15 protein-coding genes are annotated in these 17,172 nt (G+C 50.5%); all 15 read right to left on the reverse strand.

What is annotated here, in order from left to right; all coding sequences use genetic code 11:
* Nucleotides 1-116: 116 nt before the first annotated feature.
* The 15 genes from thrS to rimP all read right to left on the reverse strand — a co-directional run bounded on the left by thrS (nt 117) and on the right by rimP (nt 17,071).
* Complete coding sequence (thrS, locus tag V1224_11220; protein ID WWR15053.1) at nt 117-2,081, reverse strand: threonine--tRNA ligase; 1,965 nt, start codon at nt 2,079-2,081, stop codon at nt 117-119.
* Nucleotides 2,082-2,091: 10 nt separating this feature from the next.
* Nucleotides 2,092-4,182, reverse strand: coding sequence for a polyribonucleotide nucleotidyltransferase (locus V1224_11225; protein WWR15054.1), 2,091 nt, complete (start codon nt 4,180-4,182; stop codon nt 2,092-2,094).
* Nucleotides 4,183-4,364: 182 nt separating this feature from the next.
* Nucleotides 4,365-4,631: a 30S ribosomal protein S15 gene (rpsO, locus tag V1224_11230; protein WWR15055.1), complete on the reverse strand. Its 267-nt coding sequence runs from the start codon at nt 4,629-4,631 to the stop codon at nt 4,365-4,367.
* A gap of 517 nt (nt 4,632-5,148) precedes the next feature.
* Nucleotides 5,149-6,273 (reverse strand): NlpC/P60 family protein, encoded by a 1,125-nt coding sequence (locus tag V1224_11235; protein WWR15056.1) that lies wholly within the window; start codon nt 6,271-6,273, stop codon nt 5,149-5,151.
* 121 nt (nt 6,274-6,394) lie between these two features.
* Entirely contained in the window at nt 6,395-6,619 is a 225-nt protein-coding gene (locus V1224_11240) for a hypothetical protein (GenBank protein ID WWR15057.1), read from the reverse strand.
* Between the two features lie 32 nt (nt 6,620-6,651).
* The gene (locus V1224_11245; GenBank protein ID WWR15058.1) at nt 6,652-8,316 is read right to left on the reverse strand and encodes a Na/Pi cotransporter family protein; all 1,665 of its coding nucleotides are present in this window, start codon (nt 8,314-8,316) and stop codon (nt 6,652-6,654) included.
* Between the two features lie 140 nt (nt 8,317-8,456).
* On the reverse strand, nt 8,457-9,386 hold the full coding sequence (gene ribF / locus V1224_11250) for a riboflavin biosynthesis protein RibF (GenBank protein ID WWR15059.1): 930 nt from the start codon (nt 9,384-9,386) through the stop codon (nt 8,457-8,459).
* Between the two features lie 68 nt (nt 9,387-9,454).
* The gene (gene truB / locus V1224_11255; GenBank protein ID WWR17472.1) at nt 9,455-10,357 is read right to left on the reverse strand and encodes a tRNA pseudouridine(55) synthase TruB; all 903 of its coding nucleotides are present in this window, start codon (nt 10,355-10,357) and stop codon (nt 9,455-9,457) included.
* A 54-nt stretch (nt 10,358-10,411) separates the two neighbouring features.
* Nucleotides 10,412-11,377, reverse strand: a complete 966-nt coding sequence (locus V1224_11260) for a bifunctional oligoribonuclease/PAP phosphatase NrnA (protein WWR15060.1) — start codon at nt 11,375-11,377, stop codon at nt 10,412-10,414.
* A 41-nt stretch (nt 11,378-11,418) separates the two neighbouring features.
* Nucleotides 11,419-11,793: a 30S ribosome-binding factor RbfA gene (gene rbfA / locus V1224_11265; protein ID WWR15061.1), complete on the reverse strand. Its 375-nt coding sequence runs from the start codon at nt 11,791-11,793 to the stop codon at nt 11,419-11,421.
* Between the two features lie 24 nt (nt 11,794-11,817).
* The gene (infB, locus tag V1224_11270; GenBank protein WWR15062.1) at nt 11,818-14,673 is read right to left on the reverse strand and encodes a translation initiation factor IF-2; all 2,856 of its coding nucleotides are present in this window, start codon (nt 14,671-14,673) and stop codon (nt 11,818-11,820) included.
* Between the two features lie 20 nt (nt 14,674-14,693).
* Nucleotides 14,694-15,002: a ribosomal L7Ae/L30e/S12e/Gadd45 family protein gene (locus V1224_11275; GenBank protein WWR15063.1), complete on the reverse strand. Its 309-nt coding sequence runs from the start codon at nt 15,000-15,002 to the stop codon at nt 14,694-14,696.
* Entirely contained in the window at nt 14,992-15,264 is a 273-nt protein-coding gene (locus tag V1224_11280) for a YlxR family protein (GenBank protein ID WWR15064.1), read from the reverse strand. Before V1224_11280 ends, V1224_11275 begins: the two co-directional genes overlap by 11 nt.
* Nucleotides 15,257-16,582 (reverse strand): transcription termination factor NusA, encoded by a 1,326-nt coding sequence (nusA, locus tag V1224_11285; protein ID WWR15065.1) that lies wholly within the window; start codon nt 16,580-16,582, stop codon nt 15,257-15,259. Before nusA ends, V1224_11280 begins: the two co-directional genes overlap by 8 nt.
* A 27-nt stretch (nt 16,583-16,609) precedes the next feature.
* Nucleotides 16,610-17,071 (reverse strand): ribosome maturation factor RimP, encoded by a 462-nt coding sequence (rimP, locus tag V1224_11290; GenBank protein WWR15066.1) that lies wholly within the window; start codon nt 17,069-17,071, stop codon nt 16,610-16,612.
* Nucleotides 17,072-17,172: the final 101 nt, after the last annotated feature.

The following is a 17,172-nucleotide window of genomic DNA, read 5'->3' on the forward strand; positions in this document are numbered from 1 at the left end:
CTTATGTTTTCCCGACGCAAGCGGAGCCGGAATCTATCGACAGGAAATGACAAACAGCCGGCTCATGCACTCTCACATGAAGCCGGCCGCCTTGAAAAAATCTCAAAACACGTATGTTATTTCTTCTCTTCCTCCGGCAGCTCTGCGCGGATTTCCTTAGTACGAATCTCCCTGCAGATCTGCTCCATGAACTGTGCCAGAGTCTTTTGTCCCTCATCTCCGGCAAAGCGGCTTCTGACACTGACAAGCCCTTCCTGTTCCTCATTCGCCCCAACGACAAGCATATACGGGAGCTTCGCCATTCTCGCCTCTCTGATCTTGTAGCCGATTTTCTCGGAGCGATTGTCCACCGTCACATCGACGCCGCCCTCCGCCAGCGTCTTCCGTACCTGCTCCGCGTAGTCCTCAAACTTCTCGGAGATTGTCAGGATACGAACCTGTTCCGGACAGAGCCATGTCGGGAACTTGCCCGCATATTTCTCGATCAGCCACGCCAGCGTCCGCTCATAGCAGCCAAGTGACGTCCGGTGAATGATATATGGTCGAATCTTGTCGCCGTTTTGATCGATATAATACAGGTCAAAGTTCTCGGCGATCGCACAATCGAGCTGAATGGTGATCATCGTATCCTCTTTGCCGTATACATTCCTCGCCTGAATATCAATTTTCGGTCCATAAAATGCGGCTTCCCCGTCAGCCTCGGTAAAAGGCAGATGATTTTCAAGCAAAATCTGGCGGAGCGCATCCTGCGCCTTCTCCCAATATGCCTCATCGCCAAGATATTTCTCTCTGTTATCCGGGTCCCACTTTGACAGCCGGTAAGTAACATCTTCCTGCAACCCCAGCGTCGCCAGAACATAGTTGGCCAGGTTCAGGCAGCCCTTCAGCTCCTCTTCCACCTGATCGGGCCGAATGACAAGATGTCCCTCGGAAATCGTAAACTGACGTACACGGGTCAGTCCGTGCATCTCTCCGGAATCTTCGTTGCGGAATAATGTCGAAGTCTCGCCGTAGCGAATCGGCAGATCCCGGTAGGAATGCTGTCCGTTTTTATAACAATAATACTGGAACGGGCATGTCATCGGCCGCAGGGCAAACACTTCCTTGTCTGTCTCCTCATCACCGAGCACAAACATTCCATCTTTATAGTGATCCCAGTGACCGGAAATTTTATACAGATCGCTCTTCGCCATCAGCGGCGTCTTCGTGCGCACATAGCCCCACTCTCTGTCCTCCAGATCTTCGATCCACCGCTGCAGCTTCATAATCATCTTCGTGCCCCTGGGAAGCAGAAGCGGAAGTCCCTGACCGATCACATCCACTGTGGCAAACAGCTCCATCTCCCGTCCAAGTCTGTTATGATCGCGTTTTTTGATGTCTTCCAGGTGCGCCAGATAAGCGGCAAGCGCCTCTTTGTCAGGAAAAGCCGTTCCGTAAATACGCTGAAGCTGGGCTTTTTCCGAGTCGCCCCGCCAGTATGCCATCGAAGAGGAAATCAGTTTGAACGCCTTGATGCCCTTCGTACTCATCAGATGCGGACCTGCACACAGATCGACAAAGCCGCCCTGATCATAGAAGGAGATCTCCGCCTCTTCCGGCAGGTCCTCGATCAGCTCCACTTTATAAGGCTCATTCCGGTCTGCCATATATTTGACCGCTTCCGCCCTCGGAAGTGTAAACCGCTCCAGTTTGTGCCCTTCCTTGATGATCTTCTTCATCTCTTTTTCCAGATTGTCCAAATCTTCCCTGGAAAAAGGCGCGTGATCAAAATCATAGTAAAACCCATCTTCGATCGAAGGGCCGATCGTGACCCTGGCGTCCGGGAACAGTCTCTTTACTGCCTCAGCCAGCACATGCGAGCACGTATGACGCATTGCCCGCAGACCGGCTTCGTCTCTGGCCGTCAGGATATTGAGAACGCAATCTCTGTCAATAACCGTGCGCAGGTCTGCGACCTCGCCGTCCACTTCCCCCGCACAGGCCGCACGGGCCAGTCCCTCACTGATGTCACGGGCAATGTCATAGATGCTCATCGCCTGGGCATATTCTTTGCAGCTTCCGTCTTTTAATGTGATCTTCATAGCAATCCCTCTATTTCTGCGCAACATCCTTCATAGAAAAGCTGATGCGCCCCATCTTATCTTTCCCAAGACATACGACCGTCACCTTATCGCCCAGAGTGAGAACGTCCTCCACATGGTTGATCCGCTCTTTGGCAATCTTGGAAATATGGACCATGCCCTCTTTCCCCGGTGCAAACTCGATAAACGCTCCGAATTCCTTGATGCTGACAACCGTACCGGTAAAGATCTGTCCGGCTTCGAACTCCGTGACAATGATCTTGATCATATCAATAGCCTTGTCCATCATCGCCTGATCGGTACCGCATACGGACACTGCGCCGTCGTCCGAAATGTCGATCTTTACTCCGGTGCGCTCAATGATCGCATTGATCGTCTTGCCGCGCTGTCCCACGACATCGCCAATCTTTTCCGGATCGATCTGGATCTGAATGATCTTCGGCGCATACTTACTCACTTCCGGACGTGGTCCGCTGATCGCCGGTCTCATACACGTATCCATAATGAAAAGTCTCGCCTCACGGCATCTGGAGATCGCACTCTCCACGATCGCTCTCGTCAGGCCGTGAATCTTAATGTCCATCTGAATGGCAGTGATACCTGCCGTCGTACCCGTAACCTTGAAATCCATATCGCCGAAGAAGTCTTCCAGACCCTGAATATCTGTCAGAAGTACATAATCATCGTCACTTTCTCCTGTCACAAGACCACAGGAAATTCCTGCCACCATCTTTTTCACCGGTACACCGGCCGCCATCAGCGACATACAGGAAGCACATGTGGAAGCCATCGACGTCGAACCGTTTGATTCAAATGTCTCCGACACGGAACGGATCGCATACGGAAATTCCTCTGTCGAAGGAAGTACCGGTATCAGCGCTCTCTCCGCCAGAGCGCCGTGACCGATCTCACGCCGCCCCGGTCCTCTGGAAGGCTTCGTCTCGCCGACCGAATAAGACGGGAAATTATAATGGTGCATATAGCGTTTGCTCACTTCGTTCTCGTCCAGACCGTCAATTTTCTGCACTTCGGAGAGCGGCGCCAGCGTCGTCACATTGCAGATCTGCGTCTGTCCTCTCGTAAACATGGCGCTGCCGTGAACTCTCGGTATCGTATCTACTTCCGCTGCCAGCGGACGGATCTGCGTGATCTCACGTCCGTCCGGACGCTTGTGATCTTTTAAGATCATCTTGCGGACTGTCTTTTTCTCATATTGATAGATCGCCTCGTCCAGCAGAGCAAGCCATTCTTCATTCTCCGCGAATGCCTCCTCCAGACGCTCCGTGATCTTTCTGATATTCTCTTCCCGCACCTGCTTCTCATCGGTAAATACCGCAGTCTCCATCTCCTGCGCAGGTACGAGCTCTCTGATCTTGTCAAACATCTCCTCCGGAATTGCACAGCTCGTATATTCGTGCTTCGGCTTGCCCACTTCGGAGACGATCTGATTGATAAAGGCAATGATCGTCTGATTGATCTCATGCGCTTTATAGATCGCTTCGATCATCTTATCTTCCGGAACTTCGTTGGCGCCGGCCTCAATCATAATCACTTTCTCACTCGTAGAAGCGACCGTCAGTTTCAGATCCCCACATTTCCACTCTTCCTGAGACGGATTGACAATAAATTCACCATCAATCAGACCGATCTGTGTCATCGCACAGGGACCGCAGAACGGAATATCGGAAATACAGGTGGCGATCGAAGCGCCGAGCATTGCCACCAGTTCCGGACGGCAGGCCGGGTCGACCGACATTACCATATTATTCAATGTCACATCGTTTCTGTAATCTTTCGGGAACAGCGGGCGCATCGGCCGGTCGATCACACGGCTTGTCAGCACCGCATTCTCAGAAGCCTTCCCCTCTCTCTTGTTAAAGCCGCCGGGAATCTTGCCGACCGCATATAATTTCTCTTCAAACTCAACGCTCAGCGGGAAAAAGTCGATCCCCTCCCGCGGTTTCTCGGAAGCTGTCGCCGTACTCAGTACGGTTGTCTCCCCATACTGCATAAAAGCACAGCCGTTTGCCTGTTTCCCTACTTTGCCGATCTCTACCTTTAAGGTGCGCCCGGCAAGCTCCATCGTATAAGTCTTGAACATATTCTTCTCCTTTTCACTTTGCATTATTGTGACAGACAGAAGATGCCGAAACTACTGACCTGTATACATATCAGGCACATGTACACACCTCAGTGGTCTCGGAAGCTCTCTTCTGTCTATATTGGTTCCTGTTTCTCCATATCGAAAAGGCGGATGAAAATCAATCCGCCTTTAATCCATGATTATTTTCTCAATCCCAGTTTTTCGATCAAAGTACGGTATCTTGCAATGTCTTTCTTCTTTAAATATGCAAGCAGGCCACGTCTCTGACCGACCATCTTTAACAGACCCCTGCGGGAATGATGATCTTTCTGATTTGTCTTTAAATGCTCTGTCAGCTCTTCGATCCTCGCAGTCAGTACCGCAACCTGTACTTCCGGCGAACCGGTATCTCCCTCACTTCTGGCATACTGATTGATAATCGCTGTCTTTTTTTCCTTAGAAATCACATTTGTTTCCTCCTGTCTCTCATAATACACCGGCCGCTAAGAACGGGTTGGAGATGCCCTGTCCTGAGCAGTGGTAAAATTCATACCGGATTAGTATATCATACTTTTGTCTTGAAGTAAAGCGTTTTCTGCAAGGCAAACACGAAAACGTGTTGATTGTGAACAGCCACACGTACTGCCTTGGATGAACAAAACCGCACAGGTTTTCTTTCTTGCTCCATGCTCCCGATATAGTATTTTCTCATTGTCCTCTTCTCTGATAAGAACCCTTTTACAACTACTTACGTTTTCAATTATCAAAAGAGTAACGCAGACGCCCTGCATTCACCATCCAGGCTCAGGCAGGGCTTTTCCGGTCATCCATGACCGGAAACTGCTGGCTTTTATGCGGACAATGGAAAACACAAATATCTTCCGCAAGTCGCAATCGCAGAAAAGCTGTGCGGCTTTGCCGTTTCCTCAAGACCATGACGGTCTGTTCTCAATCTCTTCGTTTTCGTGTCTGCCATATTTTCTGTTAAGACAACACTCGTTTGACTGCCGCCGGTGTCCGATAGGTCGCATTGGAAATACGGATACCGGTCTTCGGGCTGCTGGCATGTACGACCTGGCCATTACCGATATACAGCGCCACATGGTTGATCGTTCCGCCTTTTGCATAGAAGATCAGATCGCCCGGCTGAGCATCCGCCAGTGAAATCTTTGTCCCCACGTTGACCTGCTCTCTCGAGGAACGGGGCAGGGATACCCCAAACTGCCGGAACACGCTCTGGACAAATCCGGAGCAGTCCGCTCCCTTTGTCAGGCTTGTGCCGCCCCACACATAAGGATTGCCCACAAACTGTTTGGCAAACTGGCAGAGATCAATGCGCGTATTAGAAATGCCGTTGCCATACATCAGTTCTTTCATCGTAACGGCCGTGTCCAGTTCCTCTTCAATGACACAGTAATCGGTGGAGACGTAAGCCTCCTCGTCATCGAGCATGATTTTCGCCCATCCTTCCGGTTTCTGCTCCACGACTTCCAGCCGCTCGTCCTGCGCTACCAGTGTGATAACCGGACACTCGGTGCTGGGCTGTTCCCGCACCTTTAACGTCTGGGTATTGACTTTGGCCACCGTGTAGACGACTTCCTGCGCCCGCTCTTTTGCCTCTTCCCCGGTCAGCAGATAATCGGTATGCACGTAGCCTTCCACTTTTCCGGACTTGACATAAGCCCATTCTCCCTCAACTTTGAGAATCTCGCAGGCGGCATTTTTCGTCATTTTACCTACCAGCTCACCGTCCTCTCCGGCTTTGTCCCGGACATTCAGATGGTTATCAACCTGCGCTATGCCAAGATTCGTATACCCCCACAGATTGTCCACACTGTTTGCGTCTTTCTGCGCCTCTGCTGTCTCTATAATTTCTGCGTCCTGAATTTCTTCCGTCTCTGACGCGTTTTTTGCTTCTTTTGTATCTTTTTCCTGTTCTGTCTCCCTTGCTGATGCCGTCTCTTCAGCCAGTGCCTCTGCGAACACACGGTCAAACCCCGCCGTCGGTCTCACAAGATCCCTGGTGGACGCCGCTTCCGTATCCATGCCGGCATATAACAATCCCATCACAGCAAGGAGTCCGATTGCCTGTACTGTCCTTTTCTTCATGTTTCCTCCTGCCTCTGATTATTACCGATTTGTTACAAATTTATTACATCTGTCATAAATTGTAACAAATAGTAAAAAGACTGTCAATGGAGGAATCTGATTTCCAATATATACTATCGTACTAGTCTTCCGGCTCCGGCGCATCATAGCATGTTCCGTTTGCCCAGGGGCTTCCGACATCACATCTGCCATGATGATAGGCTTTCCGCATTGTTCCTGTCTCCGCAGACTCCGACACATCCAGCTTCATCCGGCTTTCACTGCCTGCTGCAAACGTATCCAGAAGCCGCATAATATTTTCGACATCCTCTTTTGCCGCTTGTTTCTCTGTCCTGTCTTCTGCCATCTCTTCCTCTCTCCGGTGAGCTTATGTATGACCTATACCGCCTTTTTTTCCTTTTCTTCTCCGTCTTCATTGTTGCTGTGCAAAATGGAGAAGGCAATATTGGTCGCATGATCGGATACCCGCTCCAGACCTGACACCACATCGGAGAACAACATACCCGCCTCCGGTGTACATTCATTTCTCGTCAGCCGTTCCACATGCAGTCTTTGCAGTTCCCGCTCTTTTTCGTCGATGGCATCCTCCAGCTCCATAATATCCTGTACATGTGCCTCATTGCTCGTGGCAAACATATCCACCGAATACTGAACGATCTTATTGACCATATCCAGCATATCTCCCATCTCTTTCTGAGCCGATTTGCTGAAAGTCGCTCCATTCTCTCTCCTGCGGCCTGCGCAGTCCGCCACGTTTTCCGCATGATCGCCGATACGCTCAATGTCATTGACAACATGGAACAAAGCGCCGATGCTCTTCAAATCTTCGATCGGCAGTGTCGTCTGATTGATCTTCACCAGATAGTCCGTGATCGAATGGTTTAAAAAATTAATGTTTTTTTCTACTTTATAGACTTCCTCAATGTCTTCCTCGTCCAATGTAATCAGCGCATTCATGGCGCGGTTCAGATTCTCGCTGGCAAGAGAGGCCATTCTCTCGATCTCTTTGATCACTTCCACAACGGCGGTAGCCGGATTAAACACGACCTTGTCACCGATATATTTGAGCTGGAAGCTGTCGCGATAACCGACTTTCTTGTCATCGCCCGGCACACACAGATAGGTCATCTTTACGAGCAGCCCGGAAAACGGAAACAGCAGAATCACCTGCGCAATCTTAATGATCGTATGCGCATTGGCCACGCACCGCCCCGGATTTCCGCCCGAGATCTCCGACAGCATGGTTACAATGGGGCCGACTCCCACAAGGAAAATAAAATAGAAGATGATTGTGCCAAATATATTGAACAGAAGATGGATCATTGCCGCCCGTTTGGCATCTTTCTTGCCGGCAAGCGAAGCCAGCATCGCCGACGCGCAGGAGCCGATGTTACACCCGAGAATAATGAACATACAGATCGGGAGTCCGAGCAATCCCTGATTGGCCATCAGCAAAATAATGCTCACAGTCACGGAAGAACTCTGAATGACGGTCGTCACGACCGTACCAAGCAGTACCGCCAGAAACGGACTTGTGAGAGAACCGAACAGGAGCGCGATATTCGGATCTTCCCTGAGTCCGGCCATAGCGCCCGACATGCCTGACAATCCCATAAAGAGCACACCAAAGCCAAGCACGATCTCGCCGATTTTTTTTGCCATATTATTTTTGATAAACATTACAGTGATCACCCCGCCGAGTAGAAATACCGGGGCAATTTCAGATAAGTTAAAAGAAACAAGCTGAGATGTCACAGTGGTACCGATATTCGCACCCAAAATGACGCCCGCAGCCTGATACAGAGTCATCAGACCGGAGTTGACAAAGCTGACAACCATGACCGTACATGCGCTGGAAGACTGGACGATCGCCGTAAACACAATACCGACCAACATACCTGTAAAGCGGTTTGTCGTAAAAAACTCAAGAATCCCCCGCAGTTTGTCTCCTGCCACTTTTTCGATCCCTTCGCTCATCAGTTTCATACCAAATAAAAACAATCCGAGTCCGCCTGCCATAGACAATAATACCGAAGCATTCATCTTATGTACCCCTTCATTCCCATCAACCCAAAACTTACGTGCAACAGATTTATAAATAATTTATAAATCTTTCATGCCATTTACATCCATTTTTTATTTTAAGCGATAAAAATGTAAGTGACAAGTACTATTTTACTATATTATTGTATGATTGTATGCAAGTATTCTCTGCCTTCCCGGATGTCTCTCTGCATCTGACACTTTAATTCTTCCACGCAGCGGAATTTCATCTCCGGCCGCTTAAAGGCCAGCAGATTGACAATAATCTCCCTGCCGTAAATATCTTCGTCAAAATCATAGAGATAAGTCTCCACCCCCATGACATTTTCTTCACTGACCGTCGGTTTACAGCCAATGTTGCTGATACTCTGATAATGCCGGCCATGATAAGAGACGTTGGAAAAATAGACGCCCCGCGGCGGCAGCAGCTTATCCGCCGGCGGCAGCAGATTGACCGTAGGCATTCCGATCGTCCGGCCAAGCTGCCGCCCATGGACGACAGTTCCCGTCACGCTGTAGGGAAACCCGATCAATTCCCGTACCTGCTCCATCTTCCCCTGTTCCAGTTGTTCCCGGATCAGGCTGGAACTGATTTCTCTGCCGTCCACACAGATCTTGTCCACGATCTTTACCGTAAAGCCGAGCTTTCTCCCATACTCCAGCATCATCCCGCTGTCGCCCCTTCCCCGGTCGCCAAATGTGACATCGGTCCCCGCCGCCACATAGGCCGCCCGCATCTGTTTTACGAGAATTTCCTCAATAAATGTCTGCGGCGGTATGGCAGCCGTCTCCGCGCACAGTGGAAATTCAATCAGCACATCGATGCCGATCTTCTCGAAAATCCGGCGCTTTTCTTCTCTTGTCATCAGACTCCGGCTTTTTGCTGAGCCGAAAAACACGGACGGCGGCGGATCAAAAGTAAAAACCGCAGCCGCCAGCCCATGTTCCTTCTGTTTTAATATGTATTTTAAAAGCTCCTGATGCCCTCTGTGGATGCCGTCAAACTTCCCGATGGCAACGGCGCACGCTCCGCCCAGCATAAACTGCGTGGTACCCTGTATCAACCGCATAATATGATCCGCTCCCTGTCTGTCCGAAACCGGTATACAAAGCCTCTTTTTACCGATCCGCTCTCTGTCTATCTGTCCAAAAACATTTTCACGGGTTCAAAACGTCCCTTCATAATCCGGAAGGCGTAAATACCGTAAAATTTCCCTTCGTGATCATACACTTTCGCCTGTTCCCCGTCCGTCCATCCCGACCGCCCGGTAACCTGCCGCAAATACAACGGATTTCCATTGCAAACGGCGCCGGTAAATTCTTCTCTGACGGTGATCGGCGGAAGCTGCGCGAACATTTCCTCCACCGGGACAAGCATCTGCCCCAGCTTCCCTTCTCTTTGAGCCGTCTCGATCCCGGCAAGCGTGTTCGCGTCTTCCAGTGCAAATCCACCGGCCTTTGTGCGAAGCAGGCTCTTCATGGAAGCGCCGCACCCTGCCTTCTCCCCTATGTCATGACAGAGCGTGCGAATATAAGTCCCTTTGGAACAGCTTACACGGATTTTTACTTCCGGCAGACGCATGGCAAGGATCTCCAGCTCATAGATCACAATCTCCCGCGCCCTGCGTTCCACCTCTCTGCCCTCCCTCGCAAGCTCATACAGCCGTCTTCCCCCTACCTTGCAGGCGGAATACATAGGCGGTGTCTGTGCATATCCCCCGAGAAAGCTCATGATGACGGTCTCAGCCTCGGCCTCCGTCATCCTCACTTCCCGCCGGGAACGGACCGTTCCTGTCATATCCTGTGTATCTGTCGTGATACCGAACAAAAACTCTGCGATATACTCCTTTCGTCTGTCTGTCAGCATATCGCAAAGTTTCGTTCCGTTTCCGAGACATACAGGAAGCACGCCTTCTGCCTGTGGGTCAAGCGTCCCCGTATGTCCGATCTTTTTCTGTTTTAAGATACCCCGGAGCCTGGCTACCACATCATGGGAAGTGTAGCCCTTCTCCTTGTATACATTGATGACTCCGTTTATCACATTTCCCTCCGGCGGCGCGCCTTCACTGCCGCTCATTGCGCTGTCCTGTCCTCGTCACTGATTGATTATTGATTCCTCCAACTGCCTTTCAATATGTAATGACAGATTATTAATCACATCATGGAACGTGCCTGACATCGTACAGCCTGCAGCTTTCTTATGTCCGCCGCCGCCAAAAAAGGCCGCGATCTTCGCCACATCAACTTTATCCGTGGAACGCATACTTACTTTATATTGCAGTACATCAGTCTCATACATAAATACGGCACACTCCACACCCCGGATGTCACGCAGATGATTGACAATACCGTCCAGATCTTTCGGAGTCACCCCATAAAATTCCATCAGCCTGCGGGTGACAGAGCTGACGACACACCTGCCCTCCAGAAGCAGAATGCTCTCCAGCATCGACCTGCCCATGATCTGGTTCTGGCGGTATGTCTTTTCATAAAACGTGTGCTGGATCAGCGCTGAAAAGTCAAACCCATATCCGATCAGCTCCGCAGCGATCCGCAGCGTTTTCGGCGATGTATTGGAATATTGAAACACGCCGGTATCGTGAATGATGCCGATGTAGAGTGCTTTGGCGATCTCCGCATCCATGTACTGCGCATCGAGCAGATCATACACAAGTTCACTCGTCGAGCTGGCAGCCGCATCAATATATTGGCAGTCTCCGCATCCATGATTACTGATATGATGGTCGATATTAACTTTCTTTTGCGCATCCTGAAACAATGGTTCCGCCTCACCGAGTCTGCTGCTCTCGCAGTCCAGCGCGAAAAACACATCGTATTTCTTTTGCGGACATTCTGTGCGGATCTGCGCAATACCGCTGATCGCATCAAAGATTTCCGCCGGCTTCTCCAGATAGACCGACACTTCCACCCCGGGGGTCACATACTTTTTCAGATACAGATACAGAGCCATGCAGGAACCGACACAGTCCCCGTCCGGCCTGATATGACCACCGATTCCAATGGTCCTGGCGTCTTTTATCACTTCCGATAACTGAAACATACTACCTCTTCCTTCCAAACATTGCTGTATTATGATTCTTACTACTCTTCTTCGTTTCTGCTGCTGTTTCTGTTTACTTCATCAATTTTTTTGGACATGGACACCCCATACGCGATGGACTGATCCATGACAAAGCGGATCTCCGGCGTATTGCGCAGATTGATCGCCCTGGCGAGTTTTGACTTGATAAAACCCTCCGCACTCTTCAATCCCTCCAGCGTGGCTGCCGCTTCCTCGTCGCTTCCAAGAACGCTGATCCATGCTTTACATGTCTTCAGATCGGGCGCCACTTCCACGGACACGACCGAGGTCATGGGAGCGATGCGCGGGTCCTTGATCTCACTGCGGATGATCTCTGCCAGCACTCTCTGCACCTCTCCGTTGATCCTTGTATTCTTAATGCTGTTTTTTTTCATATTATTATCCCTTACCTGCGGCTCTTACCTCGGTACCTCGACCATCGTGTACGCTTCCACGATGTCAAGCTCCTGCATCTGATCAAATCCTTCAAATACAAGACCGCACTCAAAACCGGCTTTTACTTCCTTCACATCATCTTTAAACCGTTTCAGAGATGCCAGATTACCTTCGAAGATCTGTTCCCCTTCTCTCTTAATCCGAACCTGGCAGCCTCTCTGGAACACACCGTCAAGCACATAAGAACCGGCGATATTTCCCACAGCGGAAGCCCGGAAGAGCTGACGCACTTCGGCATGGCCGAGCACCTTCTCCTCAAAGACAGGGTCAAGCATACCTTTCATGGCGGACTCCACGTCTTCGATCGCCTGATAGATGACTCTGTACAGTCTGACGTCCACACCTTCCCGCTCTGCGATCGCCTTCGCCGTTGCATCCGGCCGGATATTGAATCCGATGATAATCGCATTGGAAGCGGAAGCCAGCGTCACGTCCGACTCGTTGATAGCTCCTACACCGCCATGAATACATTTGACGACGACTTCCTCGTTGGACAGTTTCAGCAGACTTTGTTTCACCGCCTCCACGCTGCCCTGAACATCGGCTTTGATAATCAGGTTCAGTTCCTTCAGGTTGCCCGCCTGAATCTGTGTAAACAGATCGTCCAGAGACATTTTGGATTTGGTCTCTTCCAGCTTCTTTTCCTTGTTCTGTGCCAGATACGTATCGGCATAGGATTTGGCCGTCTTGTCATTTTCATGGGCAATGAAGATCTCTCCGGCATTCGGCACATCGGAAAGGCCCAGTATCTCCACCGGCGTGGAAGGCCCTGCCTCCTTGACTCTGCGTCCTTTGTCATCGATCATCGCTCTCACTTTGCCATGACTTGAGCCTGCCGAGATAAAGTCTCCCACATGCAGCACACCTTTTTGTACGAGAACTGTGGCAACCGGCCCCCGGCCTCTGTCCAACTCCGCCTCAATGACCAGGCCTCTCGCCCGGCGCTTCGCATTTGCCTTCAGCTCCAGAATTTCCGCCGTCAACAGAATCGTCTCCAGCAAGGTCTCAATGCCTTCCCCGGATTTTGCCGAAACGGGTACAAATTCCGTGCTTCCGCCCCAGTCTACCGGAATCAGTTCGTATTCCGTCAATTCCTGTTTTACTCTGTCGATATTGGCATTGGGTTTGTCAATCTTATTCACTGCCACGATAATCTCAATCCCTGCCGCCTTCGCGTGATTGATCGCCTCCACCGTCTGCGGCATCACACCATCGTCTGCCGCCACGACAAGAATGGCAATATCCGTGGAATTGGCGCCGCGCATACGCATGGCGGTAAACGCCTCATGTCCCGGCGTATCCAGGAAGGTTATCTTCTCGTTGTTGACATTGACCGTATAAGCGCCGATATGCTGCGTGATCCCGCCGGCCTCCCGGTCAGTCACATTTGTCTTACGGATTACATCAAGCAGAGACGTCTTTCCATGGTCTACATGGCCCATGACACAGATGACCGGAGGACGTTTTGTCATATTCTTTTCGTCCTCTTCCTCTTCCCGCAGCAGCTCTTCGATCACGTCCACCTTGACTTCTTTTTCGCACATAATGTCGTATTCGATGGCGATCTCTTCCGCTGTCTCAAAACTGATCTCCTGATTGACTGTCACGACCTGCCCCTGCAGGAACAGCTTTTTCACGATCACAGAAGGCTGTATTTTCATTTTATCCGCCAGCTCTTTGAGCGTAAGCGTCTCCGGAAGCGTGATCGTCTTGATCTGTTCTTCCTGCTTTTCTTCCACTTTTTTCTCCGGCTTGATAAATCTTCCCGGTTTATTCTTGTTCTTGCCCTCGCCGTCCTCATAGATCGCGTCTTTCTTCGAACGTCTGTCGCGGTCCTGATTTATGCGGCGTTTATCATCGTCCCGATGTTTTTCTGCATCTTTCAGCGGCGCTTCCGGAACAAACGGCTTAGTGCCTGCCGGCTTTCTGAATTTATTGTCCTCCCGCGCATTTCCTCTTTCAGGGCGATTATTATCGTTATAGCCCCTGCCGCGGCCATTACCGCCCTGACCACTGCCCGAATCTTTGCGAAAACGGTTACCGCCGGGGCGATTATCCGTCTGACGGCCTCTATAATCATTGCTTCCACCCGTTCTTTCCTGCGGCTTTCTCTCCTGCTGCCTGCTGTCGCCGCTCTGCTGCTGTCTGTAGGAAGAGCCGCTGGTATTCTTCTGTTGCTGCTCTTTCGCACCAATCACTGCCTCCTGCTGTCTGGCCTGATTCTGCTTCGGCTGGTTCTGCCTTGGTTTGATCTGTCCAACCGGAGGTGTTGGGGAAGGAGGCGTCAGAGGGCGGATCAACGGCCGGCTCATAATATCGTTATCACGATTTCTCCGGTTTCCGTTTCCGCTGCCATTCCCATTGCCGTTTCCTCTGCCCTGTGAAGAAGCGCGCTGTCCACCCTGCATCTTGCTGTTATGCGGATTGCTCACAAAAATGATTTTTTTCTTTTTTTTCGGTGCATCCGCTCTCTGCCCGTCGCCTTGCCCGGCGGCGGATTTTGGAGCTTCGCCCTTTCCGGCAGGTCTCTGCGTCTCTTTTGCCGTCTCCGGCGCGGACACTGCTCTCGCGGCTGTCTGCTTCGGGCTTTGATTTTCCACAGGCTTGGGCGCGGGCGCCTTCTTTTCCTCTTTCACAGGCTCAGGCTGCGGCCGCGCGGCCTTCACCCCGAATTCCCTGCGCACCATATCGGCCACTTCCTTTTCCACGCTGCTCTGTGCCACCTTTACTTCGACCCCTTTACTCTGTAAAAAAGCAATGACTTCCTTACTTTGTTTATCCAACTCTTTTGCAAGTTCATGTACTTTTATTTTCGTCATGCTCACTACCTCCGTATTCGCTATTGTTCGCATTCCAGTCTGTTTATGATATTCTTTGCAAATCCTTCGTCTGTCACGGCGACCGACGCCCGAAACTCTTTCCCCATACAGTGTCCCAGCTGCTCTTTCGACCCGTAGAAATACAGGGGCACTTCATAAAAGCGGCACATATCGGCAAACATCTTTTTCGTATTGTCAGACGCTTCCTCACTTACAATGACCAAAAAAGCCTTACGTCCTTTTACCGCCTTTTCCGTCATAAACTCTCCGCTGACCAGATTTCTGGATCTGGTTGCCAGTCCAAGCAAAGATAATATCTTATTGTTCATTGTGACTCTGAAACTCCTTTTCCAGATTTTCATAAACTTCTGCGGGAATGCTCATCTTAAAGGAACGCTCCAACCCTTTATTTTTCCTTGCTTTCCTCATACACTCCCCGGAAATACAAAGATATGCGCCCCTTCCGTTTTTTTTGCCGGTTTTATCAAGAGAAAACGTTCCCTCTGTGTCCCTCAGCACTCGCATCATCTCTTTCTTGCTTTTCATCTCCCCACAGCCGACGCATCGCCTCACAGGAACCTTTTTATTCATAAGAGTCATCCTCTTCTACAGACATCTCTCCCTCATCATCCTCTGCAGCAGAGAGACCTTCGTCCTCTTCATAGCCTCCGTCTCCCCCGGCAGACATATCGTCCTCACCGGTTTCATTCTCTCCATAAGGCTCATCGCCCTCACAGGCTTCGCTCTCTTCATAAGTCTCATCGCCTTCACAGGCTTCGCTCTCTTCGCAGGACTCGCCGTCCTCATAGGCTTCCTCGTCCTCATATCCTTCCTCGTAGTCATCCATATAATCTTCATAACGGAAACCGGGAGCATCTTTCGCCTGTGTCTCGCTCTTAATGTCGATTTTGTATCCGGTCAGTCTGGCCGCCAGTCTGGCGTTCTGTCCCTCTTTGCCGATCGCCAGAGACAGCTGGTAATCCGGAACGACTACTTTGGCTGTCTTCTCATCCGGATCGGCAAACACGGCGACGATCTTCGCCGGAGAGAGTGCATTCTGGATCAGATTTCCCGGATTTTCATCCCAGTTGATGATGTCAATCTTTTCGCCGCGCAGCTCCTCCACAATAGCATTGACTCTGGCGCCATTCATCCCCACGCAGGCCCCGACGGCGTCCACATTGGGATTGTTGGACCAGACCGCAATCTTCGTCCTGCTGCCGGCCTCTCTGGCAATGCTCCTGATCTCTACCGTTCCGTCTTTGATCTCCGTCACCTCGGCTTCAAACAGACGTTTTACCAGCTCCGGATGCGTCCTGCTCACGAGGATTCTCGGTCCTTTCGGTGTATTGCGCACTTCCAGAATATATACTTTGATCCTCTCGGTCGGCTTGAATATCTCGCCTTTGATCTGCTCTCCCTCACTGAGGATCGCGTCCGCCTTTCCGAGATTGATACTGATATTGCGTCCAAGATACCTCTGGACGATTCCTGTCACCACATCTTTTTCTTTCTCATAATATTGATTATAGATTACGCTTCTTTCTTCCTCGCGGATCTTCTGTAAAATGACATTCTTGGCATTTTGTGTGGCAATCCGTCCAAACTCCCGGGATTTGATTTCTACATGGAGCAGATCGCCCAGACGGGCGTTTTTGGAAATCTCCTGCGCATCCTCCAGCGTGATCTGCAGACAGTCGTCCTCCACCTCTTCCACCACTTCTTTTTCCGCATAGCAGAGAAAATCACAGGTATCTCTGTCGATCTCTACCCTGATATTATCCGATTTTCCGAAATGGTTCTTGCACGCTGTGATCAGAGAATTCTCGATCGCTTCAAACAAGGTGTCCTTGCTGATCTCCTTCTCTTTCTCCAGAATGTCAAGTGCCTCCATCAACTCTTTGTTCATTTTCCCTGATTCCTCCTAATCCTTTCCCTAAAAGTCCAGTGCCAGTCTGATGAGCGCCACTTCGTTTCTCGCAAACACTCTCTCTGTTCCTTCTGTCTCTATCGTCAACGTATGTTTGTCAAAAGCCTTTAACACGCCGAAAAACTCTTTCTGTTTGTCAACCGGCTTATAGGTCTTCAGCTCCACTTCTTCTCCAATGCTCTGCTCCAGATGCTTTTCTTTTTTCAGTGTTCTCCCAAGCCCCGGACTGCTGACTTCCAATATATAGGCATCCGGAATGAAGTCCTCTTCATCCAGCCGGTCGGAGAGCGCACGGCTCACCTTTTCGCAGTCATTGATATTGACTCCCTCCGGCTTATCGATATAGGCCCGCAGATACCAGTCGCTGCCTTCCTTTACATATTCCACATCATAAACAGAAACGCCTGCCGCCTGTGCGATCGGCAGTAACAGCTCTTCCGTGCGCCTCTCATAATCTTTCTTTGCCAAATGATCACCTCTTACTCTTTCCTATGTACCAAAAAATTCCCCAATATCACAAGAAAGAGTGGAACGCATTCCACTCTTTCTACCATACTTTATTTAATTCT

The sequence above is a fragment of the Lachnospiraceae bacterium JLR.KK008 genome (assembly GCA_037015955.1).
GTDB lineage: Bacteria > Bacillota > Clostridia > Lachnospirales > Lachnospiraceae > VSOB01.